This is a genomic window from Nocardia sp. NPDC052316 (assembly GCF_044547795.1).
GTDB lineage: Bacteria > Actinomycetota > Actinomycetes > Mycobacteriales > Mycobacteriaceae > Nocardia.
Genome location: NZ_JBIUBB010000006.1, coordinates 659,110 through 683,279 on the forward strand (window position 1 = coordinate 659,110; position 24,170 = coordinate 683,279).

The following is a 24,170-nucleotide window of genomic DNA, read 5'->3' on the forward strand; positions in this document are numbered from 1 at the left end:
TCTGTCAGAATCGGGGAGTGACCGATGCCGACACGTCCACCGCGGACCACCGGGCAGCCAGCAGCTCCCCGTTCCTGCGCTGCCACCTGCCGATGGTGGTCGTAGCGCTGGTCATCGCGGTGGCGATCGTGTTCGTGGCGCAGGACCGGTGGCGCCGCGGCGCGCTGTTCTTCGGCGGGGCGACACTACTGGCCGCGGCGTTCCGGCTCTGCCTGCCGACCGCACAGGTCGGCTTGCTGGCCGTGCGCAGCAAGCCCTTCGACGTCGGCGCGCTGACGGTGCTCGGCTCCGCCATCGTCTTCATCGCCGCGACCATCAACACCCTGGGCGTCGGCTAGTCCCGAAAGCGTTGGCGGCCACCGTGTTCAGCAAGCGTACTGCTCTGCGAAGACCGTCCGATCACGCTGCCTGCGACCGGGGTGCGGCGGGACGGTGTCCTGGTATCCGACCGCGACCAGCACCGCGATGGCCAGCTCGGCCCGGTCGCCGATGCCGATGGCCTGCTTGACCAGGTCGGCATCCCAGCCGTTCATCGGGGCCGAGGCCAGACCGAGGCTGGTGGCCGCGAGCATGACGTAGCTGGCCGCGATCATCGCGTTCTTGACGGCGTTCTCCCGGAGCAGGCCGCGTTCGCGCAGCGAATGGAACTCGCTGCGGGAGTTGAACATCGCAGTGAACTCGGCGTTCCATGCGCCGTTGCGCACGGCCAGGTCGGCGATGTCGGCATTGCTGTCCCGCCAGGCCGTGGGGTCGGCGACGAAGACGAGGACGACGGGCGCCTCCAGCGGCTGTGGTTGGCCGAACGCCGCTTTCGACAGCGCTTGCCGCCCGTCCTCGCTGGTGACGACGACGATCGAGCGGTCCTGCATGTTCCACGCGCTCGGTGCCTGCACCGCCAGGTCCAGCAGTTCGTCGAGCAGCTCCGGCGCTACCGGAGTCGGCTGGAAGTGACGGGTGGTGCGGCGAGCGCGGATCGCGGCGGGTACCGAAAGTGGCTGTGTTTCCATAATTCTTACTATTGGAGAGTGAGGCTCCAATGGGAAGAAGGCACTTTTTAGTGCGTTACTCTCGGAAGGGTGCGCATGCTCATCGAAGGCTCCGGACTGCCCGCCGACATCTACTCGGCCAAATGTCCCACCCGGCAGCTGCTCGACCACCTCGCGGGCAAGTGGACGGTGCTGATCATCGATGCCCTGGCCGACGGCACCATGCGCTACACCGACCTGCGCAAGCGCATCGACGGCATTTCGCAGAAGATGTTGACGCAGACCCTCCGTCAGCTGGAGACGGACGGATTCCTCACCCGCACAGTGCATCCCACCGTGCCGCCGCGCGTCGAGTACACACTCACCGACCTGGGGCACAGTCTGCGCATACCCATTGCGGCACTACGCGAGTGGATAGAAACCAACATCAATCTGATCGAGCGGGCCCGCCGTTCGGCGGGCCACTGAACAACCCGCCGCACCCCTCGACGCGGCGGGTTGTCCCGAAACTCAAGCCGGTTCGGCCACCAGCTCGGCCCGCCCGGATCGCCCACCGTACAAGGCCCGCGCCTCGGCCGGGGTCACCGTCTCGAGCCTGGTCGGCGGCGCCGCGTTGAGGTGCTCCTTCAGGATCTGCCCCGCCATCGGCGCGATGAACGGCGCCGCGACGAGCAGGCCGAACGAGTTGAACCGGCTGAACCCCCACACCAGCACCTTCGCGGGCAGTCGCACCGCGAGATCGATGATGCCGAGCCGATCGAAGCGCCCCAGCTTGCGCATCCACTTCGGCAGGGTCGCCACCGACGCCAGCGAAAGCAGCCTGCTCCCTACGGCATACGAGAGCCCGGCCCCGTTGCGCGGCGAGGTCCACAGCAGGTGGTGCATGCCTTCTTCGGCCCGCTCAGAGGTGCACAGCCGCGGGCGCACTCGCTCGAAGTACGCGCGCACCTCGTCGCGTGAGCGCGGCACATCCTCGGGTTTGCAGGTCTGCAGCTCGGCCGCGATCGCGCATTCCTGCCAGAACCGCGTCTCCTCCGCGGGCGTCAGTCCCGGGCCGAACACCTCGTATGCCTTGAGCACGGAATGCCAGCCGGTGATGTGGATCCACAGCTGCGTCTCGGGGCTGTTCGCGCTGTAGCGAGTTCGGCTGATCGGCTCGATCCCGGTCATCGGCGCGTGGATCCGCATGAGGTGCTCGGCCGCCTGGATGGCGGTGCGCCCGTCGGCGATGGCGGCGATCAGGAAGTAGGAGAAGGTGTGGTCGAGGCGTTTGCGCGGGTCGCTGTAGATGCCGCGGGAGTCGGCGACCGCCGCGGTGAGGAACGGGTCGAAGTGCTCGAGCACGACGGCCCGCTGGAAGCCGATGACCGCGGTGGGCGCGGTCCAGACCTTCCAACTGGGCGAATCTGGACCGAAGAACCCGTAGTCGTCCCGGCGCAGGGTGGTCGGATCGAAGTGCATCACGTGCTCCTTTGCGGTGATCGCCCCGGCACCGGGGGTGAATACAACGCAACCGTAGCAATTGCGTGCACTGAATACAACGGGTGCGTAGCATTTGTGCTCGACGGGATGCGGAAACGCGGCCGCGATGCTGTCAGGATGGAGCGCATGGAGGTGAACCGGCAGTGACCACATCGCGCACCGCGGCGGACCGGCCGCGCAGGCGTTACGCGCCGCGCCTGCCGCCGGAACAGCGCAGGGCGCAGCTGCTCGACGCCGCCTTCGCGGTGCTGAGCCGGGTGGAGCTGCACGAGCTGAGCATGGAGGCGGTCGCCCAGGAGGCGGGGGTCGGTAAGCCGGTGCTCTACACCGTGTTCAAGACCCGCGCCGAACTCGTTGCGGCGCTACTGGAACGGGAGCGCGAGCGCGGCCTCGAACAGGTCGCCGCGACCCTGCCGACCGATCTGATGGGTGCCGACCCGGTGGTCGCGGCCTCGGCCACCGTCGAGGCGTTCGTCGGTGTGGCACTGGAGAATCCGACCCGGTGGCGACTGATCCTCGCCGGGCCGGGCAACGCCCCCGACGAATACCGTGCGGCACTGCGGCATTCGCGTGCGGGCATCTTCGATCAGGCCGAGGCGCTGGTACGCATCGGCACCGCACTCGAACCACGCTGGGCCGGAGTGGATTCCGCGCTGCTCACCAACTCACTGCTGCAGATCGCCGAGATGCTCGGCAGGCTCGCGGTCAGCGAACCCGACGAGTATCCCCGCGAACGCCTGCAAGGATTCGTGCACGCCATCGTCGGCCTGCTGATGGGCGCGCCCGCGCCGAAAGGCACCGGCGCATAGCGTACCGCCGGCCCGTGCGGCGAAACCGCTGTGCGCGAAGCGAATTCAGCTGGCAGGCTGACGGCTCTGCTGCGCCAACCGCATCGTCTCGGTCAGCAACTTCGACACCGCAGCGGCCTCGGTGAGGAACCCGTCGTGCCCGTCGCGCGAGTGCACCACCTCGAGTCCATCGCAGCCGGGCAGCCCCTCGGCGAGTTCCTGCTGCGTGCGCAGCGGATACAGCCGGTCGGAGTCGACGCCGCCGACCACGCACGGCACCGGCGTCGCGGCCAGCGCGGCGGCGACCCCGCCGCGGCCGCGGCCGATGTCGTGCCGGTTCATCGCCTCGGTCAGCAGCACGTAGGTGGCGGGATCGAAACGGCTACAGAGCTTGTCGGCCTGGTGATCCAGGTAGCTCTGCACCGCGTATCGCCCGCCGCGCCAGGGATCCTCGGCGCCCTGCGCGTTGTTCTCGAACCGGTGATCCAGCTCGTCCTCGGTGCGATAGGTCAGATGCGCGATGCGCCGGGCGATGCCCATGCCGGTCATCGGCGCGCGGTCGGTGTCGTGGTAATCGCCGCCCTGCCAGTCCGGATCGGCCTTGATCGCCGCGATCTGAGTGGTCTGCGTGCCGATCTGGTCCGCGGTGGCGCGGGCGCCGACGGCAAGCACCAGTGCGGAGCCGACCCGATCCGGTGCGCCGACCATCCACTCCAGCACGCGCATGCCGCCCATCGACCCGCCGACCACGGCGGCCAGCCGCGCGATGCCGAGCCGATCGAGCAGCGCCGCCTCGGCGGCCACCTGATCCCGGATGGAGATCTCCGGAAACCGGGAGCCCCAAGGCTTTCCGTCGGGCGCCAGCGTCGAGGGCCCGGTGCTGCCCTTGCAGCCGCCGAGCACGTTCGTCGCGACGACACACCACTCGTCGGTGTCGAGCGGACAGCCGGGGCCGACCATCCCGTCCCACCAGCCGGGCAGCGGGTGGATGTCGTCCGGGTGCCCGACCACATGCGAGTCGCCGGTCAGCGCGTGCTCGACCAGCACCACGTTGTCCAGGGTGGGGGAGAGCTCACCCCAGCGCTGCACGGCCAGATGCACCTGCGGAATGACCGCGCCGCTCTCCAGCCGGACGTCGCCGACGGGGATGATGCCGAGCCGCCCGTCCGGGGGCGGCAGGGCCACCCCGGACGAACGGGCCACACTCGGTTCGCTGCTCACCTTCACGTCGCCGCCGCGAAACCGGCGCGCAGATCGGTCAGGATGTCGTCGATCCCTTCGATCCCCACCGCCAAGCGGACCAGGCCCGGAGTGACCCCGGCGAGCAGTTGCTCGGCGGGCGTCAGCTGCGAATGTGTGGTCGACGCGGGGTGAATCACGAGGGAGCGCACATCTCCGATGTTAGCCACATGGCTGTGCAGGACTAATCCGTCCACGAACTTCTTGCCCGCATCGACACCGCCGCGCAGCTCGAAGGCGACGATCGCGCCGGGGCCCTTGGGCGCCAGCTGCTTGCCGCGTTCGTACCAGGGCGAGGAGGGCAGACCGGCGTAAAAGACCTGCTCGACGTCCGGGTGGGTGCTCAGGAATTCGGCCACCGCCTTGGCATTGGCGACGTGCCGCTCGATCCGCAGGCTCAGCGTCTCGATGCCCTGGCTGATCAGGAACGCGTTGAACGGCGAGACCGCCGAGCCGAGGTCGCGTAGCAGTTGCACGCGCGCCTTGAGTGCGAACGCGGGCGCGCCGAGATCGGCGAACACCGCACCGTGGTAGCTGGGGTCCGGGGTGGTGAAGCCGGGGAAGCGCGGCTGACCCTGCGCGTCGGTGACCGTCCAGTCGAAGGTGCCGCCGTCGACGAGCACGCCCGCCACCGCGGCGCCGTGCCCGCCGAGGTACTTGGTCGCCGAGTGCACGACGATGTCGGCGCCGTGCGCCAGCGGCTGGATCAGGTACGGCGTGGCCACCGTGTTGTCGACGATCAGCGGCAGCCCGGCCTGGTGCGCGACGGCGGCGATGCCGGGAATGTCGAAGATGGCGCTGCTCGGGTTGGCGATGGTCTCGCCGTAGAACGCCTTGGTGTTCGGCCGGATCGCCGCGCGCCACTGGTCCAGGTCGTCGGGGTCGTCGACGAAGGACACCTCGATGCCGAGCTTGGGCAGCGAGTAGTGGAAAAGGTTGTAGGTGCCGCCGTAGAGGTGCGGGCTGGACACGATGTGGTCGCCGGCCGAGGCCAGGTTCAGGATGGCGAACGTCTCCGCGGCCTGTCCGGAGGCCAGCAGCAGTGCGGCGACACCGCCTTCGAGCGCGGCGACGCGCTGCTCCACCACGTCCTGGGTGGGGTTCATGATCCGGGTGTAGATATTGCCCGGCTCGGCGAGCCCGAACAGCGCGGCGGCGTGGTCGGTGTCGCGGAAGGCGTATGAGGTGGTCTGGTAGATGGGCAGGGCCCTGGCACCGGTGGTGCCGTCGGGGGCCTGTCCCGCGTGCACCTGCTTGGTCTCGAAGGACCACTGCGCGGTCGGGTCGACGTCGGCCGCGGGCACGGTGGAATCACTCATGAGCTTTGCTCCAAAGAAAAGGTTGTTCGCCAGAACTAACGGGTTATCGGGGCAACGGCGAAGTACAACAACACATTTCGGGAACCTCCTGGAAAGCGCGCTTGCTCTCGACCTTCGAGAGCCCGGTCATCACCCGGAGCACCCCACCGCTGCTGGAGGGTTGCCGTCCAGCGAGCCGGGGCTTGGCGCTGGCACTCATGACCTGACGGCATCATAACCGGCGCCGGATCAACCGCCGAAATCCGGAGCCGAACTCAGCGGGCCGCGCCGGGTCGCGCGCCGCCGCACACGCGCGTGAACTCGTCGAAGGCGGTGGTGAAGGAGTCGCGGCCTGCCGCAGCGGCCGCCTGCGGATTGTCGTAGTCGAACATGCTCTCGCCGCACTCCATCGCGAGGTGGCCGATGAGCTGCCAGGCGCCGAGGATCAGCCGCACCGGCAGCGCGTCGGGGGTGCTGTCGAGTCGTTCGGCGACCACCGCGGCGATCGCGACGTTCTTGCTGTCGGCGTGCTCGAGGCTGCGCGCGCTGACCGACGGGCTGCTGCGCATGATCCGCTGCATCTGCTGGAACTGCCGGAACGAGACCGGTCCCTCGGCGGACTCGCTCGCGGCGTGGTCGATCACCCGCAGAAACGCCTCGCGGATCGACTCCAGTTCGTTGCCGGTGACGGGAAGCGTGCGCAGCGTCTCCGCGACGGTCTCGCCGAAGTCCTGGATCGGACCGAGGACGATGTCCTCTTTGCTGTCGAAGTATCGGTTGATCGTGCGCGGCGAGACGTCGGCGGCGTTGGCGATCTGTTCGACCGTCGTCGCGTCGAATCCCTGTGCGTCGCAGAGGTTCAGCGCGACCTCGATGATTCGCAACCTGGTCTTCTGCTTCTTGCGCTCCCGTAGGCCGGGATGGGCGGGCGGCCCGGCATTGACGGGGGCAGCCGGGGTCTCCGCTGCGGTACTCGCGGTCGTCGGCGTCGGTGACTCGAGCATGTTCACACCCTATCGCAACCTAGTGTTTTCGTGTCCTTAACCGCCAAATGTCGTGCTACGACATTTTTCGCTTGACGCCAATTGTCGCCAAATGTCAGGATAGCCGCACAGTGTCTAGGGATGAGGAGACCACGGTGACCGAGACTGTGGAAGCGGTAGAAGTACCGGAAAAACAAGGCGGCTCCGCCCGCTGGTTCGCTCTCGCGGTGATCGCGTTGGCCCAGCTCATGGTCGTGCTCGACGCCACCATCGTGACCATCTCGCTGCCGTTCGCGCAGCATGATCTCGGCATCAGCGACGGCAACAAGCAGTGGATGCTGACCGCTTACACGCTGATCTTCGGCGGCCTGCTGCTGCTCGGCGGTCGGCTCGCCGACTACCTGGGTCGACGCCGGATCTTCATCGTCGGTCTCGTCGGTTTCGCCGCCGCGTCGGCACTCGCCGGTCTGGCGCAGAACGGCGCGGAGATGTTCGCCGGGCGCGCGCTGCAGGGTGCGTTCGCGGCCTTGCTCGCGCCCGCCGCGTTGTCGTTGCTGTCGGTGACTTTCACCGAACCCGGTGAGCGCGCAACGGCGTTCGGCGTGTTCGCGGGAATCTCCGCCGGTGGCGCCGCGCTCGGTCTGATCGCGGGCGGAGCGCTCACCGAGTACGCCTCGTGGCGCTGGTGCCTGCTGGTGAATACCCCCATCGCGCTGCTCGCCCTGCTCGGTGCGCTGGCATGGGTGGTCAAGGACGTGCCGACACCGCGCACCGGCGGCTACGACGTGCCCGGCGCGGTCACCGTGACGCTCGGCCTGATCGCGATCGTGTACGGCTTCAGCCGCGCGGCCGACGACGGCTGGCTGGCGGGCAGCACCCTCGGCCTGCTCGTCGCCGGGACCGCGCTGCTGATCGCCTTCGTGGTGATCGAACGGCGCTCGGCCAATCCACTGCTGCCGCTGCATATTCCGGGTGAGATCAACCGGGGTGGCGCGTTCCTCGCCGCGTTGCTCGTGCCGATCGCCATGTTCGCGATGTTCCTGTTCCTCAGCTACTACTTCCAGATCACGCTGGGTTACTCGTCGCTGAAGGCGGGCTTCGCCTTCCTGCCCTTCCCGGCGGGCATCGCGATCTCCGCGGGCGTCACCAGCGCGCTGCTGCCCAAGATCGGTCCGCGGCCGCTGATGGTGGCCGGTGCCGTGCTCGGCGTGCTCGGTTTGGTGTGGCTGGCTCAGCTGGACTTCGGCGACGGCTTCGCGACGAGCGTGCTGCCCGCCCAGGTGTTGATCGCACTCGGCATGGGCCCGCTGTTCGTCGGCATGCAGACGGTCGCGCTGCACCAGGTGGAGGAGGAGGATTCCGGCGTGGCCAGTGCGCTGCTGAACGCGGCGCAACAGGTCGGTGGTGCGGTCGGCACGGCGCTGCTGACCACCATCTCGGTGCAGACGGCCAAGACCTACGCCGAGAATCACCCGACGATCGACAACCTGGTCGCCCGCGCCTCGATCCACAGCTACGACGTGGCGTTCTATGTCGGAGCGGGCTTCTTCCTCGCCGCCGTCCCGGTGATCGCGCTGATGATCCGGGACCGGCCGGAGAACCTGATCGAGGGCTCCGAGGACGGCGCCCGCCCGGTGCACGTCGGAGTCTGACCGACGCGACCACCCCCGCGGTCCGCGTGTCGCCTGCCCGGCGGTGCGCGGACCGCGCTCGTCCGGCGCGGCGACCTGCGAATTGCGCAATGACCTACCAGTCAGTAAGTTCGTGGGGTTTCTCACTCGGGGGGCTGCCCGCACACCACGATCATCGGCAGCAGTACGCTTGTCTTGTTTGCACCACACGTCTCGCGGACAACGCGGGGCATATACGTTGTCTGTTGGAACAGCTGGGGTCCGCTCACAAGCGTGTTCACCTGGCCGTGCAATGAGGGCACCATCCTAGGAGGACACGAAGATCCATGTCCAAAATCAAGGTTGAAGGTACCGTCGTCGAACTCGACGGCGACGAGATGACCCGGATCATCTGGCAGTTCATCAAGGACAAGCTGATCCATCCGTATCTCGATGTGAATCTCGAGTACTACGACTTGGGCATCGAGTACCGGGACAAGACAGACGACCAGGTCACCATCGACGCGGCCGAGGCGATCAAGCGCCACGGGGTCGGCGTCAAGTGCGCCACCATCACCCCGGACGAGGCCCGCGTCAAGGAATTCGGCCTGAAGAAGATGTGGCGCTCGCCCAACGGCACCATCCGCAACATCCTGGGTGGCACCATCTTTCGCGCGCCGATCATCATCTCCAACGTGCCGCGCCTGGTGCCCGGCTGGACCAAGCCGATCATCATCGGCAGGCACGCGTTCGGCGACCAGTACCGCGCCACCGATTTCAAGGTGTATCAGGCTGGCACGGTCACCGTGACCTTCACGCCCGAGGACGGCAGCGAGCCGATCCAGCACGAGGTCGTGAAGATGCCCGAAGAGGGCGGCGTCGTCATGGGCATGTACAACTTCAAGGAATCGATCATCGATTTCGCGCGGGCCTCGTTCAACTACGGCCTGCAGCAGAACTACCCGGTGTATCTCTCGACGAAGAACACCATCCTCAAGGCCTACGACGGCATGTTCAAGGACACGTTCCAGGACGTGTTCGATGCCGAGTTCAAGACCCAGTTCGACGCGGCGGGCCTGACCTACGAGCACCGCCTGATCGACGACATGGTCGCCTCCTCCATGAAGTGGGAGGGCGGTTACGTCTGGGCCTGTAAGAACTACGACGGTGACGTGCAGTCCGACACCGTGGCGCAGGGCTTCGGCTCGCTCGGCCTGATGACCTCGGTGCTGCTCACCCCGGACGGCAAGACCTGTGAGGCGGAGGCCGCGCACGGCACCGTCACCCGGCACTACCGACAGCACCAGCAGGGCAAGCCGACCTCGACCAACCCGATCGCGTCGATCTTCGCCTGGACGCGCGGGCTCGAGCACCGCGGCAAGCTGGACAACACCCCCGAGGTGATCGGCTTCGCGCAGACCCTCGAGGATGTCGTCATCAAGACCGTCGAAGGCGGCCAGATGACCAAGGACCTGGCCTCGCTCGTCGGCGGTGACCAGGGCTACCTGAGCACCGAGGAGTTCCTCGGCGCGCTCGATGCGAACCTGGCTCGCGCACTGCGTTGAGTTGGTGAACAAACCCGGCGCTGGCATTGATCCGGCGCCGGGGGATGAGCTCCGCGGGCACCCGCACCACTCGGTGGTACGGGTGCCCGGATTGTTTCTAGGTGCGGGCTGGACTGTTGAGCAGCAGCGGAACGACTCGCGTCAGGCTGTCGGCGCCGTGGCCGTGCTCGACGCCCGCGTCGAACAACCGCAGCAGCGGATCCAGTAGGTCGGTCGGCAGGTCCTGCTCGCGGTTCGTCGCCAGCAGCATCCGCAAGACGAATTGATGCTCCTCGACGCTGGCCATGGTCGGCGGGAACTCACCGTCATCGATTTGGGCGGCGAGTGCGGGCAGCGTGTCGATGACCGAGTGCAGCCACGGCACCAGTAGTGCACCGGTGGGGTCCGCCGCGTTCCGGTTCGCGCGGCTCAGCATGCCAACGGCTTGGAAGAACCCACCGAACAGGCCGTACATGCCCGCCAGTATCGCGAGGTCGTGCACGCCGGCCAGCCCGACCTCCGTCCCGAGGTGCTTCGCCGTGCCCAGTTCGGCGATCACCGCGTGGTGGTCGGCCGAGGCCTCGGCGGAGCCGCTGTAGATGATCGTCGACTCCGGCGTGCCCATCGTCTCCTCCATACCGAGGATCGAACCGTCCAGGAAGCGCCCGCCCTGTCCGGCGATCCAGGCTTCGAGCTCGCGCGCCTCGGCCGGGCGTCCCGTCGATAGATTCACTACGGTGCGGCCTGCCATCGCCTCCGGTGCGGTGTGCAGGAGCGTCGCCGCGATCGCGGTCTCGGGCACCGAGATGACGATCAGCTCCGCGGCTTTCAGCGCCTCGGTGAGCGAAACCGCCCGGACCGCACCGAGCGCGTCCAGGTGCGGTGCCCGACCGGCACTGCGATTCCACACCGTGACGGGGTGGCCGTTGCGCAGTAGGACCTGGGCGGTCGCCGCGCCCATGCGGCCGAGACCGAGCACGGTCACCGCTGTGCGGTCGCTGGTCATGATTCCTCCGTGAGTGTCGTGCGTGCTGATGAAGTGGGCGCCCGCAGACCAGTTTTCAAGCTCGGGCCGTCAGGGTGTGAGTGGCAGGACCGCCCTCGACCGAACGTTTCCTGCCATATGCTGGCGGCCATGACCGGTCATGTCGTCGCGATCGCCGTCACGCCGGGCGCGCTGCACCCCTGGGACCTCTACGAGCTCGGCGTGATCGCCGCGATCTTCGGTACCCCGCACCCCGACCTCGCCGATCCCTGGTACGAACTGCGGGTGTGCTCGGTGCTGCCCGCCGCGCCCGAGTCGGCGATCGGCGGCGGCGCCTATCTGCGGGCGGAGTACGGCCCGGACGAACTGCTGCGCGCCGACACCGTCTTCGTGCCCTCGATCGCCTACGACTGCGTCACCGGCGAGCGCCCGGTGCCGCCGGAACTGCTCGACGGGCTCCGCGCGGCGCATCGCGGGGGAGCGCGGATGGTCGCCCTGTGCAACGGCATGTTCGCGCTGGCCGCCGCGGGCCTGCTGGACGGACGCCGGGTCACCGCGCACTGGGAGCACGCGCCGATCCTGGCCCGCCGTCATCCGGCCGTCCGGGTCGACGGCACGGCGCTCTACGTCGATGACGGCGACATCCTCACCAGCGGGGGAATGACCGCCGCCGTTGACCTTTCGCTGCACCTGGTGCGCCGCGACTTCGGTGCCGCCGTCGCCAACCGGCTGGCCCGACGCCTGGTGACCCCGCCGCGACGGTCGGGCGACCAGGCGCAGTTCGTCGACCTGTCCGTGCAGGCCCGCGCCGAGGCCGACCTCGGTCCGGCGCTCGAATGGGCCGTCGCCCACCTCGATCAGCCACTCACCGTCGAGGAACTCGCGGCCCGCGCCACCATGAGCCCGCGCACCTTTCACCGGCGCATGCGGCAGTCCATCGGGGTCACACCGAAGCAGTGGTTGCTCACCCAGCGGCTGGCCCGCGCGCAGGCGCTGCTGGAGTCCACCGACTTCGCTGTCGAGCGGATCAGCAGGCTGTGCGGTTTCGGCACCGCCGCGAATCTGCGCCGCCACTTCGCGGCGGTCGTCGGTGTCACCCCCGCCGAGTATCGGCGCACCTTCGAGCAGCGCGAGTCGCCCGCGGCCTGAGCCGAATGGCTCGACGGCGGAAGCGAATCCGATGACGCTGCCCACATCCAGTCGGCGGCGGCCGGAGCCCTTTTGGGTACGTCATTGTTTCCGAATGGAATTTGCCAGGTCGTGCCGCAAAAGGTGTCCCTATTGCGCGGTTTTACATTCTGACCTGCACGTTTTCTTTACGGTGGCGTGTCTCACCTCACGTTTACTCGGGAAGCGAAACCGCCTGCGGAGGCGTTTCATGGATACGTGACCACTCCCCTCGCCACCCAGGCCCCCGCACGCCCCGAAGCCGCGCGGACGACTTGGCATCTGCCTGCCATGCTCGCGCTGGCACTCGGCGGGTTCGGTATCGGCACAACAGAATTCGTCACCATGGGTTTGCTGCCGGACATCGCGCGCGCCATGCATGTCTCCGAGCCGACCGCGGGCCACGCGGTGTCGGCGTACGCGCTCGGCGTGGTGATCGGCGCGCCGGTGCTCGCCGCCCTGTGCGCGCGGGTGTCCCGCAAGAAGCTGCTCATCGCCTTGATGGTGGCGTTCACGCTGGGCAACGCGGCGACCGTGCTCGCGCCGACCTTCCACACGCTGGTGCTCGCCCGGTTCGTCTCCGGGCTGCCGCACGGCGCCTACTTCGGGGTGGCCTCGCTGGCCGCCGCCACGCTCGCCCCGGTCGGGCAGCGCGCCAAAGCGGTTGCCGCGGTTATGCTCGGGTTGAGCGCCGCCAATGTTGTCGGCGTTCCCGCCGCGACCTGGCTCGGCCAGCACCTCGGCTGGCGCGACGCCTACGTGGTGGTCGCGGTCATCGGGCTGGCGACGGTCGCCGCCCTGATCAGGTACGTCCCGGAGCTCACCGGCATCACCATGACCAACCCGGTCACCGAACTCGGCGCCCTGCGCCGTCCCCAGGTGCTGCTGACCCTGCTGGTCGGTGCGATCGGCTTCGGCGGCATGTTCGCCGTCTACACCTACATCACCACCACCCTCACCGGCGTCGCCGGGATGTCCGCCGCCCTGGTACCGGTGGTGCTGATGCTGTTCGGCGTCGGCATGGTGGTCGGCAATATCGTCGGTGGCGTGCTCGCCGACCGCGGCGTCGATCGGGCCATCTACGCCTCGATGATCGGCATGGCCGTGATCCTCGCCGTCTTCGTCGCGGCGGCGCACAACCCGTACACCGCCGCGATCGGCGCGTTCCTGGTCGGCGCGACCGGCGCGTCCCTGGCGCCCGGATTGCAGACCCGGCTGATGGACGTGGCGCACGAGGCGCAGACCCTGGCCGCCGCGCTGAACCACGCCGCGCTGAACATCGCCAACGCCGCGGGGGCCTGGCTCGGCGGGGCCGTGATCGCCGCCGGTCTCGGCTACACCGCGCCCGCCATGGTCGGGGCAGGCCTCGCCGTGGTCGGCGTGCTGCTGTTCGCGATCACCGTCGCGGTGGCTCGCCGGGACGCTCGCCTGGTCGCGGCGGCCGCGCTGGTCGCCTGACGCTCGCCGTCATCTGAACATACAGAGCTGTATGTAAGTGTAGAATCGCCGGATGGCCAGGATCGAAGTCGCGAAACCGCAGCGCCGCACCCAGGAACAGCGCAGCACCGAGATGCGGACCCGGCTGCTCGACGCGACCATCGACTGCTTGGTCGAGTACGGCTACGCGGGCACGACCACGCCGCGGGTCGCCGAACGAGCCGGGGTCACCCGCGGCGCGCAGGTGCACCACTTCGGCTCCAAGACCGATCTGGTGGTGGCCGCGATCAGCCACCTGGCGCAACTGCGCGCCGAGACCGCGATGCGGGAGATGGCCAAGGTCGAGCGCGGCGACGATCCGGTCGCCGCGGCGCTGGAGTTCCTGTGGGAGCTGCACCAGGGTCCGCTGTTCATCGCGACCGTCGAACTGTGGGTGGCCGGGCGCACCGATCCGGTGCTGGCCGCCGCGATGGAGAAGGTCGAGCCGTTCGTCAACAACGCGGTGTTGATGGCGGTCGCCCGGTTCGTGCCGGACGAGATCCGGCGCAAAGAGGCGCGCGATTTCATCTACACCGCGATGGATGCGCTGCGCGGCATCCTGATCTCCAACTTCGTCGACCCGGACAACGAACGCGCGCAACGCCGTTGGCGCCGCGCCACCACGCACCTGCGCAACATCGCCGAAGCCGCCCTCGCCGACGTTCGCGCGGCCGACTGACGCCTATTCGCCGCACAACCCCTCGGCGAGCACCGACCGCGCCCTCGCGGAAAGCTCGGCCACCTGCTCGAGGTCGTCCATGCGCACGCCGGGACCGGTGGTGATCGATACCTCGATCCGCGAACTGCCATCGGCGGTGCTGTAGGCGTCGGAGTAGTAGCCGGGAACGCCGCCGTTGTGGCCGAGACCGACACAGTCCGGGCCCAGCTCCTGCTCCATCAACCCGAGGCCATAGGCCAGCCCGGGCGCGATCGCCCGGGTCGCCCGCAGCTCGGCGAGCAGCGGTGGCGCGAGGAGCCGGCCGCCGAACAGCGCGGTCAGGAAGGTGTCGAGGTCCCGGGTGGTGGAGATGATCTCCCCGGCGGCCCCGGCCCAGGTCGGATTCTGGCTGGTCATGTCGGCGGTGATCTGTGCGTCGCCTTCGCCGTAGGACAGGTAGCCGTGTGCGTGCGGTCCGATGATCTCCGGCCAACTGCCGGGAACCAAGGTCTCCCAGAGGGCCAGCGGCGCCACGATTCGGCCGTAGATCTGCACGCTGTACGGCAGGCCGGTGACCTTTTCGATCAGCAGTCCGGCCAGCTGATAGTTCGTGTTGGAGTAGGACCAGTCGGCGCCGGGTTCGAACAGTGCGGGCTTGGCCAGTGCGGTCCGGATCAGTTCGTCGGGCCGGTAGTCCCGGCGGACGGCGTCCACGGCCGCCCTGCCGGAGGTCGGCAGGATTCCCTCTTCGAAGCTGCCGTCGGGCTTCAGTTCGCCGGTGTAGTTGAACAGGCCGCTGGTGTGCTGCAACACCATTCGGACGGTGATGCGCGGGTCGAGGCCGAACTGCGGTAGGTGCCGCTGCACCGGATCGTCCAGCCCGAGCCTGCCCTCACCCACCAACTGCAGCAGCACCGTGGCCACGAACATCTTGGTGATACTGCCGATACGGAACCGGCCGTCCGCCGGTACCGGCTCCGGCCGGTCCACCTGCGCTACGCCGGCGGTACCGGTCCACTCGCCGCGCCCATCGTGCACCCGCACTTGGATACCGGCCGCGCCCGCGGCGATCAGCTCGTTCATTGCCCGTTGCAGTGGCGCGCGATCGGTGACCGCCGGAGCGGCCACCGCGCCCGTCGCCGCCGAGCCGACCAGCACGATTGCCGAGATCACTGCAATCCCGAACCGCCGCAACAACATCCGACCCCCTGGGTGGGTAACGTGGCATCGACTCTAGCCGAAATCGCAGCGACAGAGCGGCTTACCACGCGTTGCTCCGCGCAGGGACATGGCAGCGGCGTGCGCGGCCATGCCCCTGGCGGCGGTCAGTGCTGCTGGGGGAGCAGGTGGTGACCGTGTTTGTCGGTGGACAGTGCGAGCGAGCTGATGTACTGGATTTCCCCCTCGGGACCGGGGACCGCCGAGGCGATCATGTCCGGGCGTTCGAACTCCAGTCCGGTGACGTGGCAGGTCAGCGTTTCGCCGGACGGGTTGCCGTGCTCGTCGAACATCGGCAGGTCGATGCCGTCGTCGCTGCGGCGCAGGTAGTACTTGCCCTTGGTGGCGATCGCGGTGAGCGGGGTGGCGACGAACGCGACCACCAGCGCGACGATCGGTGAGTACGGCTTGAGCAGGTCGCCGAAGAGGCCGAAGAACGTCATGATCGACAGCACCGCCGAGAGCCCGAAGCCGACCAGGCCGACGGGGTTGAAGTCGTAGAGCATGCCGCGGCGGAACTCCGGTTGCTTCGGCGAGATCTTCAGCAGGTACTTGTTGACCGCGATATCCGTTGCGACGGTGACGATCCAGGCGATGCCGCAGTTGGCGTAGAAGCCGAGGATGTTGTTGAGGAAGTCGAACATGTTGGCTTCCATCAGGATCAGCGCGATCACCAGGTTCACCGCGAGGAAGATGAGCCGGCCGGGGTAGGACTTGGTGACCCGGGTGTAGGAGTTGGTCCAGGCCAGCGACCCCGAGTACGCATTGGTGACATTGATCTTGATCTGGCTGATCACGACGAGCACCACGGCCAGCGTCATGGCCAGCCAACCCGGCACCATGTCCCGGTAGATCTCCAGGAACTGGTGCACCGGCTGGTTGGCGATGCCCTGCGCGGCAGGCAGATTCGCGATCAGATACACCGCGAGGAACAGCCCGACCACCTGCTTGAGCGCACCGAAGACCACCCAGCCCGGTCCGGCGAGCAGCATCCAGCCCCACCACTTACGGGCGTTCTCCGGCGTGCGCGGCGGCATGAAGCGCAGGTAGTCGATCTGCTCGGCGATCTGCGCGATCAGCGACAGGCACACGCCCGCGGCCAGCAGCGTGCCGGAAATGCTTACCCCGGAACCGTTCTCGCCGCCGTAGGCGAAGAACGACGACACCGAATCCGGGTGGCGCACCAGCAGGAACCCGAACGGCAGCACCATCAGCAGCAGCCACAGCGGTGTCGTCCAGACCTGCAGCTTGGCCAGCGTGTTCATGCCGTAGATGACCAGCGGGAAGATCAGCACCGTCGACACGAGATAGCCGAGCCAGAGCGGCACGCCGAGGCCGAGTTCCAGCCCCTGGGCCATGATCGACCCCTCCAGCGCGAAGAAGATGAAGGTGAACGAGGCGAACACGACATTGGTGAGCACCGAGCCGTAATAACCGAATCCGCTACCGCGGGTGATCAAGTCGAGATCGAGGTTGTAGCGCGCCGCGTAATAGGCCAGCGGAAATCCGGTCAGCATCACGACGATCGCGAAGAAACCGATTCCGAGCAAAGCGTTTCCGGTGCCGTGCGCGATACCGATATTCGCGCCGATGGCGAAGTCGGCCAGGTAGGCGATGCCGCCGAGGGCGGAGATCCCGACGACGGCCGGGCTCCATTTCCGGTAACTGCGTGGCGCGAACCGCAGGGTGTAGTCCTCGAGTGTTTCCTTCGCCGCGGCGATCCCGTCCGCATTCGACGATCGGGTATCGAGCTCGACCACGTTTACTCCTCATCCCCGCATCAACAACAGCAACCGTTCGACGGTCGTACACGGTTGTGGACGGGGAATTTCCGAACGATTACGCGGCTGTTACGTCATCGCGGGCGGTGAGTCACGTCACAGCAATGCGGTGAGCGCGGCGCGCGGGTCGCTGGGAAGGCGTGCGTACCAGCCTGAACTGGCAAGACATACACCTTTGGCTGTATGTCGGCGACCAGGCGCTACCACCTGGCTATTAGATATCCGCAACCTCGGGTAACGCTGACAGCCTTGCGTACTTACATACATCTCTGTATGTTTGTTTCAGCGGATCCGGACGGATCGGTCACCGCCCCCTGCGGGCGGCACCCGGCGAGGCACGCCGGGACGGGCACAACCTGAGGAGTTCGATGGCGAACAAGGTCTACGTCGTCGGCGTCGGCATGACGAAGTTCGAGAAGCCGGGCCGCCGCAAGAACGAAGACGGCAGCGATTGGGACTACCCGGACATGGCGCGGGAGTCGGGGACCAAGGCGCTCGCCGACGCGGGCATCGCCTACGACCTGGTCGAGCAGGCCTACGTCGGCTACGTCTACGGCGAATCCACCTCCGGCCAGCGCGCGGTCTACGAGCTCGGCATGACCGGCATCCCGGTGGTCAACGTCAACAACAACTGTTCCACCGGCTCGACCGCGCTCTACCTCGCGGCACAGTCGATTCGAGGCGGCCTGGCCGACTGCACGCTGGCGCTCGGCTTCGAGAAGATGCAGCCCGGCTCGCTCGGCTCCACCTGGGACGACCGCGAACAGCCGATGGCCAGGCACATCATGGCGCTCGCCGAGATCTCCGAGGTGCTCTTCCCGGTGGCGCCGTGGATGTTCGGCGCGGCCGGTCGTGAGCACATGAAGCGGTACGGCACCACCGCCGAGCACTTCGCCAAGATCGGCTACAAGAACCACAAGCACTCGGTGAACAACCCGTACTCGCAGTTCCAGGACGAGTACTCGATGGACGACATCCTCGGCTCGCGCATGATCTACGACCCGCTCACCAAGCTGCAGTGCTCGCCGACCTCCGACGGCTCCGGTGCGGTGATCCTGGCCAGCGAGGCCTTCGTGGACAAGCACAATCTGGCCGCCCAAGCCGTCGAGATCGTCGGGCAGGCGATGACCACCGACTTCAAGTCGACCTTCGACGAGACCGCCAAGAACCTGGTCGGCTACGACATGACCGTCCACGCCGCGCAGCGGGTGTACGAGCAGTCCGGCCTCGGCCCGGCGGATTTCCAGGCCATCGAGCTGCACGACTGCTTCTCGGCGAACGAGCTGCTGACCTACGAGGCGCTCGGCCTGTGCGGCGAGGGCGAGGCCGGAAAGCTGGTCGACGACAACCTGACCACCTACGGCGGCAAGTGGGTGGTGAACCCCTCCGGCGGTCTCATCTCCAAGGGGCATCCGCTGGGCGCGACGGGTCTGGCGCAATGCTCCGAGCTCACCTGGCAGCTGCGCGGCACCGCGGACAAACGCCAGGTCGACAACGTCACCGCCTGCCTGCAGCACAACATCGGCCTCGGCGGCGCTGCGGTCGTGACCGCCTACCAGCGCGCCGACCGCTGAGCGCCGCGCCAACCGCACCGAACTCGCACAACGACACTCGACGAGGAGTCATCTCATGGGACACATCGAAGCCACCAAGGACGTCAACGCCACCCCCGAGGCGCTCTGGACGGTCGTCTCCGACCCGAACACCTGGGACAAGTGGTTCACCATCCACGAGCGCTTCATGGAGGAGCCGCCCGCCGTGCTGACCGAGGGCGCGAAGCTGGTCGCCAAGATCGTCATGCTCGGCATGGCGAACAAGCTCGAATGGACCGTCGTGTCCGTCGAGCAGCCGACCAAACTGACCCTCGGCGGCATCGGAATGGCCGGTGTGAAGACCGAATTCACCTTCGACATCCAGCCCAAGGGCGACGGCGGCAGCACCATCCTGGTCTCCGGCGACTTCGAGGGCGCGCTGATCAAGGGCGCGCTCGGCAAGGCGGTGGAGAAGGACGGCCTCAAGCAGCTGGACAAGTCGCTCGAGCAGCTCGACGCGCTGGCCTCGGCATGACGACCGGCGGCCGCCTGGGTAACCACGCAGGGCTTGCGGCTCCCGTCGAAAGGGGCGCAGCATGACTTCGGAGACCAGTGCGGCGCGGTTGGTCGAGTTCGACGACGCCGGTCTCGAAACCTGGTGTGACGACGAGACATTCGAGGTGACCGGGGAGCGGATCGCCGAATACGCCGCGGCCACCAACGATCCGATCGAGGCCCACCTGACGGGCAAGGTCGCGTCGCCGGTCTTCGCGATCGTCCCCGTCTTCGAGGCGATGATGATGCCGGTGATCGAGGTCGCGCCGATGGACATCTTCGGCCGAGTGGTGCACGGCGAGCAGGACTTCCACTTCCACCGGGCCATCCAGCCGGGCGACAAGCTGGTCTCGCGCGCCAAGGCGACCGGTTACACCAGCCGGTCCAACGGCACCGCCATCACCATCCTTATCGAATGCCGCACCGAGGCCGGGGAACTGGTCAACGAGCAGTACCTGACCGCGTTCTTCCGCAATATCGACGCGGGCAAGACGGTCGGCGCCGCGGCGCCGCCGCACAAGTTCGACGACAGCCTGCGCGCGCAGCGGCCGGTGGCCGTCGTCGCGCAGCACGTCGACGACGACCAAACCTTCCGCTACTCACCGGCTTCCGGTGATCCGGTGCCGCTGCACCTGGACGATCAGGTCGCCAAGGATGCCGGGCTGCCCGGCATCATCGCGCACGGGCTGTGCACCATGGCCTTCGCGTCCTGGGCGGTGCTCACCGAGGTCGGCGGGTCGGATGTCAACCGGCTCAAGCGATTTGCGGTGCGCTTCGCCAAGATGGTCTTTCCCGGTGACGATCTGGAGACCCGCATCTGGCAGGTGGGCTCGGCGGACGGCGTGACGACCTATGCCTTCGAGACCGTGCGCGGCGAAGACGTGGTGCTCAGCGACGGGCTCGCTGAGATAGCCGACTGACGGCGAAGCCGGTATCCCGCCGCACTATTCAGCACAGAATTCAGGAAGAGGAGACATCGATGGGTGCACTCGAAGGTCGAGTAGCCGTCATCACCGGTGCGGGTCGTGGCATCGGCCGCGAGCACGCCCTGCTGTTCGCGCGGGAGGGCGCGGCCGTGGTCGTGAACGACCTCGGCGGCAGCAACGAGGGTGAGGGCTCCGACCTCACCCCCGCACAAGAAGTCGCCGACGAGATCATCGCCGCGGGCGGCAAGGCGATCGCGAACACCGCGAACATCGCCACCTGGGACGGCGCGAAGAGCGTCATCGACCAGGCGGTCGCCGAGCTCGGCGGCCTCGACATCGTGGTCAACAACGCGGGCATCCTGCGCGACGCGTTCATCGCGGGCATGGACGAGGCGCAGTGGGACGCGGTGATCGCGGTGCACCTCAAGGGGCACGCCGCCGTGCTGCACCACGCCGCCGCCTACTGGAAAGACCAGAGCAAGGCGGGCAATCAGCCGAACGCCGCGGTGATCAACACCGCGTCCGCCTCCGGCACCACGGTGCCGAACGCGGGCCAGGCCAACTACGGCGCGGCCAAGGCGGGGATCGCCGCGCTGACCCTTGTCGCGGCCGACGAGCTGGCCCGCTACGGGGTGCGGGTCAACGCCATCGCGCCGATCGCACGCACCCGCCTCACGCTGGCCACACCCGGCATGGGCGCCATGATGGCGGCCGAGGCGGACGAGATCGAAGAGGGCGAGTTCGACGCGTTCAGTCCGGCCAATATCTCGCCGCTGGTGGCCTACCTGGCCTCGGACAAGTGCCCCATCACCGGCAAGGTGTTCGCGGTGCAGGGCGGGGCCATCTCCGAGTTGGCCGGTTGGCACGACGTGAAGACGATCGAGACCGACGGACCGTGGCTGATCGACGACATCTCCGCACGGCTACCGTGACGTACGGGCGAGAGTAGGAGAACAACGATGTTCGAATGGTCCGAGACCGATGTGCTGATCCGCGATGCCGTGCGGACGTTCATCGACAAGGAAATCCGGCCCAACCTGGACGCGCTCGACAGCGGCGAACTGTTGCCGTATCCGATCATCCGGAAGCTGTTCAGCGAGTTCGGGATCGACGCCATGGGCGGCGAAGCGGTGCAGAAGCTGCTGGCGAAGCAGCGTGCCAAGGCTGAAGCGATCGCCGCGGGCGAGCCGTTACCGGAGAAGAAGCGGGACAAGTCCTCCGGCGGCAGCCCGTTCGCCGGGCAGGAATCGCTGATGGCGGTGCTGATCGGTGAACTGTCCGGCGTCTGCATGGGGTTGGTCACCGCGATGGGTGTCAGCATCGGTCTCGGCGCCACCACCATCATGTCGCGCGGCACGCTGGCGCAGCAGGAGCGTTGGCTCACCGACATCGTGACCATGAAAAAGGTTGCGGCGTGGGCGATCACCGAGCCCGACTCGGGCTCCGACGCGTTCGGCGGCATGAAGACCTACGTCCGGCGCGACGGCGACGACTACCTGTTGAACGGTCAGAAGACCTTCATCACCAACGGTCCGTTCGCCGACGTGATGATCGTCTACGCCAAGCTCGACGAGGGCGACGGCGGCGACAAGCGCGAACGCAAGGTGCTCACCTTCGTCCTCGACCAGGGCATGGACGGTCTCACCCAGGGCAAGCCGTTCAAGAAGATGGGCCTGCACGCCTCGCCCACCGGCGAGCTGTTCTTCAACAACGTGCGCCTCGGCAAGGACCGGCTGCTGGGTGAGACCGAGGAGCACAAGGGCGGCGACGGCCGGGACAGCGCCCGGTCCAACTTCACCGCCGAACGCATCGGGGTGGCCTTCATGGCGCTCGGCATCATCAACGAATGTCACCGGCTCTGCCTGGATTACGCGAAGAACCGCAAACTCTGGGGTCAGGAGATCGGTCGCTTCCAGCTCGTCCAGCTCAAGCTGGCCAAGATGGAGATCGCCCGGATCAACGTGCAGAACATGGTGTTCAACACGCTGGAGCGGGGTCGCGCCGGTAAGCCGCCGACGCTCGCCGAGGCGTCGGCCATGAAGCTCTACGCGTCCGAGGCGGCCACCGAGGTCGCGATGGAGGCGGTGCAGCTGTTCGGCGGTAACGGGTACATGACCGAGTACCGCGTGGAACAGCTTGCGCGCGACGCCAAGTCGCTGATGATCTACGCGGGCAGCAACGAGATTCAGGTGACCCACATCGCCAAAGGTCTGTTGGCGTAACGGTTTCGCCGAGCCCCGGGCGCGCCACAACGGCGTGCGCGCCCGGGACTTCTCGTCCTGCCCTCGAAACGCCGTTAGTCGCGCGCACCCCGCGTGGTTGCGTGCTGGTAAGGGGCAATCGGCCGATGATCACTGAAACCACCGCCCGCTACAACGATGTCGGCACCCGAGTGCTCTCGGTATCGGGGACCGGCACGCCGATCCTGCTGTTGCACGGTTACGCCGACAGCGCGGACACCTGGCGTGGCGTTCTCGCCGGCCTGGCGGCGGCGGGCCGTACGGCGTTCGCCGTCGACCTGCCCGGCTTCGGGCTGGCGGACCAGCGGGCACCTGGGCCGTTGACCCCGCAGTTCGATGCCTTCGTGGACGCGATCATCGCGGAACACGGTCCATTGACCCTTGTCGGCAACTCGCTCGGTGCGGCGACCGCGTTGCACGCTGCCGCACGTCATCCGAGTGGTGCGGTCACCGCGGTGGTCACCCTCGACGAGCCACTGCTGGCCCGTCACTGGTTGGCCAGGGTGGGTCGGCTGCGCGAATACCGCAGGTTCTTTCGTCTGGTCGGGTCGCTGCCGATCCCGACCGCCCTGGTGCGCTGGGCTGTACGGCGCGCGGTAGCGCTGTTCGTCTATGGCCCAGGCGTGGTCGCCGACCGTGAATTCCTCACCTCCGCAGTACGTTCGGTACCCGACATGGCGGCCGTCGCCGCCCGTGGCCGTGATGCCGTCCGCTACGCCCGCGAACACCCGTCCGGCCACACCGATCTCGTCCTCACCTGCCCGGTCCTCATCGTGCACGGCACCGAGGACCGCATCATCCCAGTGTCCGCCGGTCGTGCGTTGCACGCCTTGTTGCCCGATAGCGAGTTCGTGGCACTTCCCGGTGTCGGCCACTGCCCACAACTCGATGTGCCCGACGAGATCTGCCGACTCCTGTTGGGATTTCCCCGCAGCGACAGCAAGCAGACCGGCGTCGCATCCTGAGCTCACGCCTCCGGCGGCAACCGAGTCGAGTTGTCGCGGTTGCGGATCGGCCGAACCCGATCCCCGACGCATCCCTTCCCTTCCAGCGGGGTCAGTGCGGATGCCTTGTGACCGTGCCGGCAACCAGCCGAGCGACCATCGCCGGACCGCCGTCGTGTCCTGCACACCGGCTACCCCTCAACCTCGTGCGGCACCAACCGTTGCTTCCGCAGTAGCTCGACCACCAGATCGAGAGTCACCGAGTTCTGCTGCACCGCCGAAGTCAGTTGAGTCATCTGACCTTCGACCCGGCTCACTCGCACTGTCAGTCCGTCCACTTTTCCTGCCAGGCCGTCAACTCGTTCTGTAAAGCCGCCCATCTGTTCTGCGAGGCCGCCCATCTGTTCTGTGAGGCCGTCGATCCGGTCTGTCAGGTTGTCGACGCGTCCCATGAGGCCGTCCACTCGTTCCGTGAGGCCTTCGACACGCCCTGTGAGGCCATCCATCCGGTCCGTCAGGCCGTCGACGCGCCCCGTGAGGCCAGCCATTTGCCCTGCCAGGCCGTCGATCCGGTCCGTCAGGCCGTCGACGCACCCGGTGAGGCCGTCCATTCGTTGCGTGAGGTCGTCGACTTGCCCTGCCAGGCTGTCGATCCGGTTTGTGAGGCCGTCGACGCACCCGGCGAGGCCGTCCATTCGTTGCGTGAGGTCGTCGACTTGCCCTGCCAGGCTGTCGATCCGGTTTGTGAGGCCGTCGAC

23 protein-coding genes and 1 riboswitch are annotated in these 24,170 nt (G+C 67.5%); of the genes, 14 read left to right on the forward strand and 9 right to left on the reverse strand.

The window, feature by feature from the left end; translation table 11 throughout:
- Positions 1–92: 92 nt before the first annotated feature.
- A complete protein-coding gene (locus ACIHA7_RS30600; RefSeq protein WP_228541161.1) occupies positions 93–338 on the forward strand; it encodes a DUF3017 domain-containing protein in 246 nt (81 codons plus the stop codon).
- A gap of 27 nt (positions 339–365) precedes the next feature.
- On the opposite strand, the gene ACIHA7_RS30605 is transcribed toward ACIHA7_RS30600, so the two are convergent.
- Positions 366–1,007, reverse strand: a complete 642-nt coding sequence (locus tag ACIHA7_RS30605; protein WP_397294362.1) for a nitroreductase family protein — start codon at positions 1,005–1,007, stop codon at positions 366–368.
- A gap of 75 nt (positions 1,008–1,082) precedes the next feature.
- Between ACIHA7_RS30605 and ACIHA7_RS30610 the strand changes: the two genes are divergently transcribed.
- Positions 1,083–1,454, forward strand: coding sequence for a winged helix-turn-helix transcriptional regulator (locus ACIHA7_RS30610; protein WP_397294569.1), 372 nt, complete (start codon positions 1,083–1,085; stop codon positions 1,452–1,454).
- 42 nt (positions 1,455–1,496) lie between these two features.
- Here ACIHA7_RS30610 and ACIHA7_RS30615 read toward each other — a convergent pair whose 3' ends face one another.
- Complete coding sequence (locus ACIHA7_RS30615) at positions 1,497–2,447, reverse strand: oxygenase MpaB family protein (protein ID WP_397294363.1); 951 nt, start codon at positions 2,445–2,447, stop codon at positions 1,497–1,499.
- Between the two features lie 164 nt (positions 2,448–2,611).
- On the opposite strand from ACIHA7_RS30615, the gene ACIHA7_RS30620 reads away from it, so the two are divergent.
- On the forward strand, positions 2,612–3,277 hold the full coding sequence (locus ACIHA7_RS30620; RefSeq protein WP_397294364.1) for a TetR/AcrR family transcriptional regulator: 666 nt from the start codon (positions 2,612–2,614) through the stop codon (positions 3,275–3,277).
- A 45-nt stretch (positions 3,278–3,322) separates the two neighbouring features.
- Here ACIHA7_RS30620 and ACIHA7_RS30625 read toward each other — a convergent pair whose 3' ends face one another.
- The 3 genes from ACIHA7_RS30625 to ACIHA7_RS30635 form a co-directional block, all read right to left on the reverse strand.
- Positions 3,323–4,441 carry a homoserine O-acetyltransferase gene (locus ACIHA7_RS30625; RefSeq protein WP_397294571.1) on the reverse strand — a complete coding sequence of 373 codons (1,119 nt, stop codon included), beginning with the start codon at positions 4,439–4,441 and terminating at the stop codon, positions 3,323–3,325.
- 38 nt (positions 4,442–4,479) lie between these two features.
- Complete coding sequence (locus tag ACIHA7_RS30630; RefSeq protein WP_397294365.1) at positions 4,480–5,814, reverse strand: bifunctional o-acetylhomoserine/o-acetylserine sulfhydrylase; 1,335 nt, start codon at positions 5,812–5,814, stop codon at positions 4,480–4,482.
- A gap of 92 nt (positions 5,815–5,906) precedes the next feature.
- Positions 5,907–6,017, reverse strand: a riboswitch (SAM riboswitch).
- Positions 6,018–6,068: 51 nt separating this feature from the next.
- Positions 6,069–6,797 (reverse strand): TetR family transcriptional regulator, encoded by a 729-nt coding sequence (locus ACIHA7_RS30635; RefSeq protein ID WP_397294366.1) that lies wholly within the window; start codon positions 6,795–6,797, stop codon positions 6,069–6,071.
- 134 nt (positions 6,798–6,931) lie between these two features.
- Here ACIHA7_RS30635 and ACIHA7_RS30640 point away from each other — a divergent pair, with 134 nt between their 5' ends.
- On the forward strand, positions 6,932–8,428 hold the full coding sequence (locus ACIHA7_RS30640; protein ID WP_397294367.1) for an MFS transporter: 1,497 nt from the start codon (positions 6,932–6,934) through the stop codon (positions 8,426–8,428).
- Positions 8,429–8,733: 305 nt separating this feature from the next.
- Positions 8,734–9,951, forward strand: a complete 1,218-nt coding sequence (locus tag ACIHA7_RS30645; protein ID WP_397294369.1) for an NADP-dependent isocitrate dehydrogenase — start codon at positions 8,734–8,736, stop codon at positions 9,949–9,951.
- 97 nt (positions 9,952–10,048) lie between these two features.
- Here the strand turns inward: ACIHA7_RS30645 and ACIHA7_RS30650 are convergent, their stop codons facing one another.
- Positions 10,049–10,936, reverse strand: coding sequence for an NAD(P)-dependent oxidoreductase (locus ACIHA7_RS30650; protein WP_397294370.1), 888 nt, complete (start codon positions 10,934–10,936; stop codon positions 10,049–10,051).
- Positions 10,937–11,065: 129 nt separating this feature from the next.
- On the opposite strand from ACIHA7_RS30650, the gene ACIHA7_RS30655 reads away from it, so the two are divergent.
- The 3 genes from ACIHA7_RS30655 to ACIHA7_RS30665 all read left to right on the forward strand — a co-directional run bounded on the left by ACIHA7_RS30655 (position 11,066) and on the right by ACIHA7_RS30665 (position 14,237).
- A complete protein-coding gene (locus ACIHA7_RS30655; RefSeq protein WP_397294371.1) occupies positions 11,066–12,064 on the forward strand; it encodes a GlxA family transcriptional regulator in 999 nt (332 codons plus the stop codon).
- A gap of 309 nt (positions 12,065–12,373) precedes the next feature.
- Positions 12,374–13,540 (forward strand): MFS transporter, encoded by a 1,167-nt coding sequence (locus ACIHA7_RS30660; RefSeq protein ID WP_397294573.1) that lies wholly within the window; start codon positions 12,374–12,376, stop codon positions 13,538–13,540.
- A gap of 52 nt (positions 13,541–13,592) precedes the next feature.
- Positions 13,593–14,237 (forward strand): TetR/AcrR family transcriptional regulator, encoded by a 645-nt coding sequence (locus tag ACIHA7_RS30665; RefSeq protein ID WP_397294372.1) that lies wholly within the window; start codon positions 13,593–13,595, stop codon positions 14,235–14,237.
- A gap of 3 nt (positions 14,238–14,240) precedes the next feature.
- Here the strand turns inward: ACIHA7_RS30665 and ACIHA7_RS30670 are convergent, their stop codons facing one another.
- Complete coding sequence (locus ACIHA7_RS30670) at positions 14,241–15,389, reverse strand: serine hydrolase domain-containing protein (protein ID WP_397294373.1); 1,149 nt, start codon at positions 15,387–15,389, stop codon at positions 14,241–14,243.
- A gap of 152 nt (positions 15,390–15,541) precedes the next feature.
- Positions 15,542–17,194, reverse strand: coding sequence for a purine-cytosine permease family protein (locus ACIHA7_RS30675; RefSeq protein WP_397294374.1), 1,653 nt, complete (start codon positions 17,192–17,194; stop codon positions 15,542–15,544).
- A gap of 389 nt (positions 17,195–17,583) precedes the next feature.
- On the opposite strand from ACIHA7_RS30675, the gene ACIHA7_RS30680 reads away from it, so the two are divergent.
- The 6 genes from ACIHA7_RS30680 (at position 17,584) to ACIHA7_RS30705 (ending at position 23,433) form a co-directional block, all read left to right on the forward strand.
- The gene (locus ACIHA7_RS30680) at positions 17,584–18,789 is read left to right on the forward strand and encodes a lipid-transfer protein (protein WP_397294375.1); all 1,206 of its coding nucleotides are present in this window, start codon (positions 17,584–17,586) and stop codon (positions 18,787–18,789) included.
- Positions 18,790–18,844: 55 nt separating this feature from the next.
- Positions 18,845–19,282, forward strand: a complete 438-nt coding sequence (locus ACIHA7_RS30685) for an SRPBCC family protein (RefSeq protein WP_397294376.1) — start codon at positions 18,845–18,847, stop codon at positions 19,280–19,282.
- A 61-nt stretch (positions 19,283–19,343) separates the two neighbouring features.
- A complete protein-coding gene (locus tag ACIHA7_RS30690; protein WP_397294377.1) occupies positions 19,344–20,222 on the forward strand; it encodes a MaoC/PaaZ C-terminal domain-containing protein in 879 nt (292 codons plus the stop codon).
- Positions 20,223–20,281: 59 nt separating this feature from the next.
- The gene (locus ACIHA7_RS30695) at positions 20,282–21,160 is read left to right on the forward strand and encodes an SDR family oxidoreductase (RefSeq protein ID WP_397294378.1); all 879 of its coding nucleotides are present in this window, start codon (positions 20,282–20,284) and stop codon (positions 21,158–21,160) included.
- A 27-nt stretch (positions 21,161–21,187) separates the two neighbouring features.
- Positions 21,188–22,450, forward strand: coding sequence for an acyl-CoA dehydrogenase family protein (locus tag ACIHA7_RS30700; protein ID WP_397294379.1), 1,263 nt, complete (start codon positions 21,188–21,190; stop codon positions 22,448–22,450).
- A 125-nt stretch (positions 22,451–22,575) separates the two neighbouring features.
- The gene (locus tag ACIHA7_RS30705) at positions 22,576–23,433 is read left to right on the forward strand and encodes an alpha/beta fold hydrolase (protein WP_397294380.1); all 858 of its coding nucleotides are present in this window, start codon (positions 22,576–22,578) and stop codon (positions 23,431–23,433) included.
- A gap of 170 nt (positions 23,434–23,603) precedes the next feature.
- On the opposite strand, the gene ACIHA7_RS30710 is transcribed toward ACIHA7_RS30705, so the two are convergent.
- Positions 23,604–24,170 (reverse strand): hypothetical protein (locus tag ACIHA7_RS30710; RefSeq protein ID WP_397294381.1); only part of this gene is annotated, 567 nt, incomplete at its 5' end.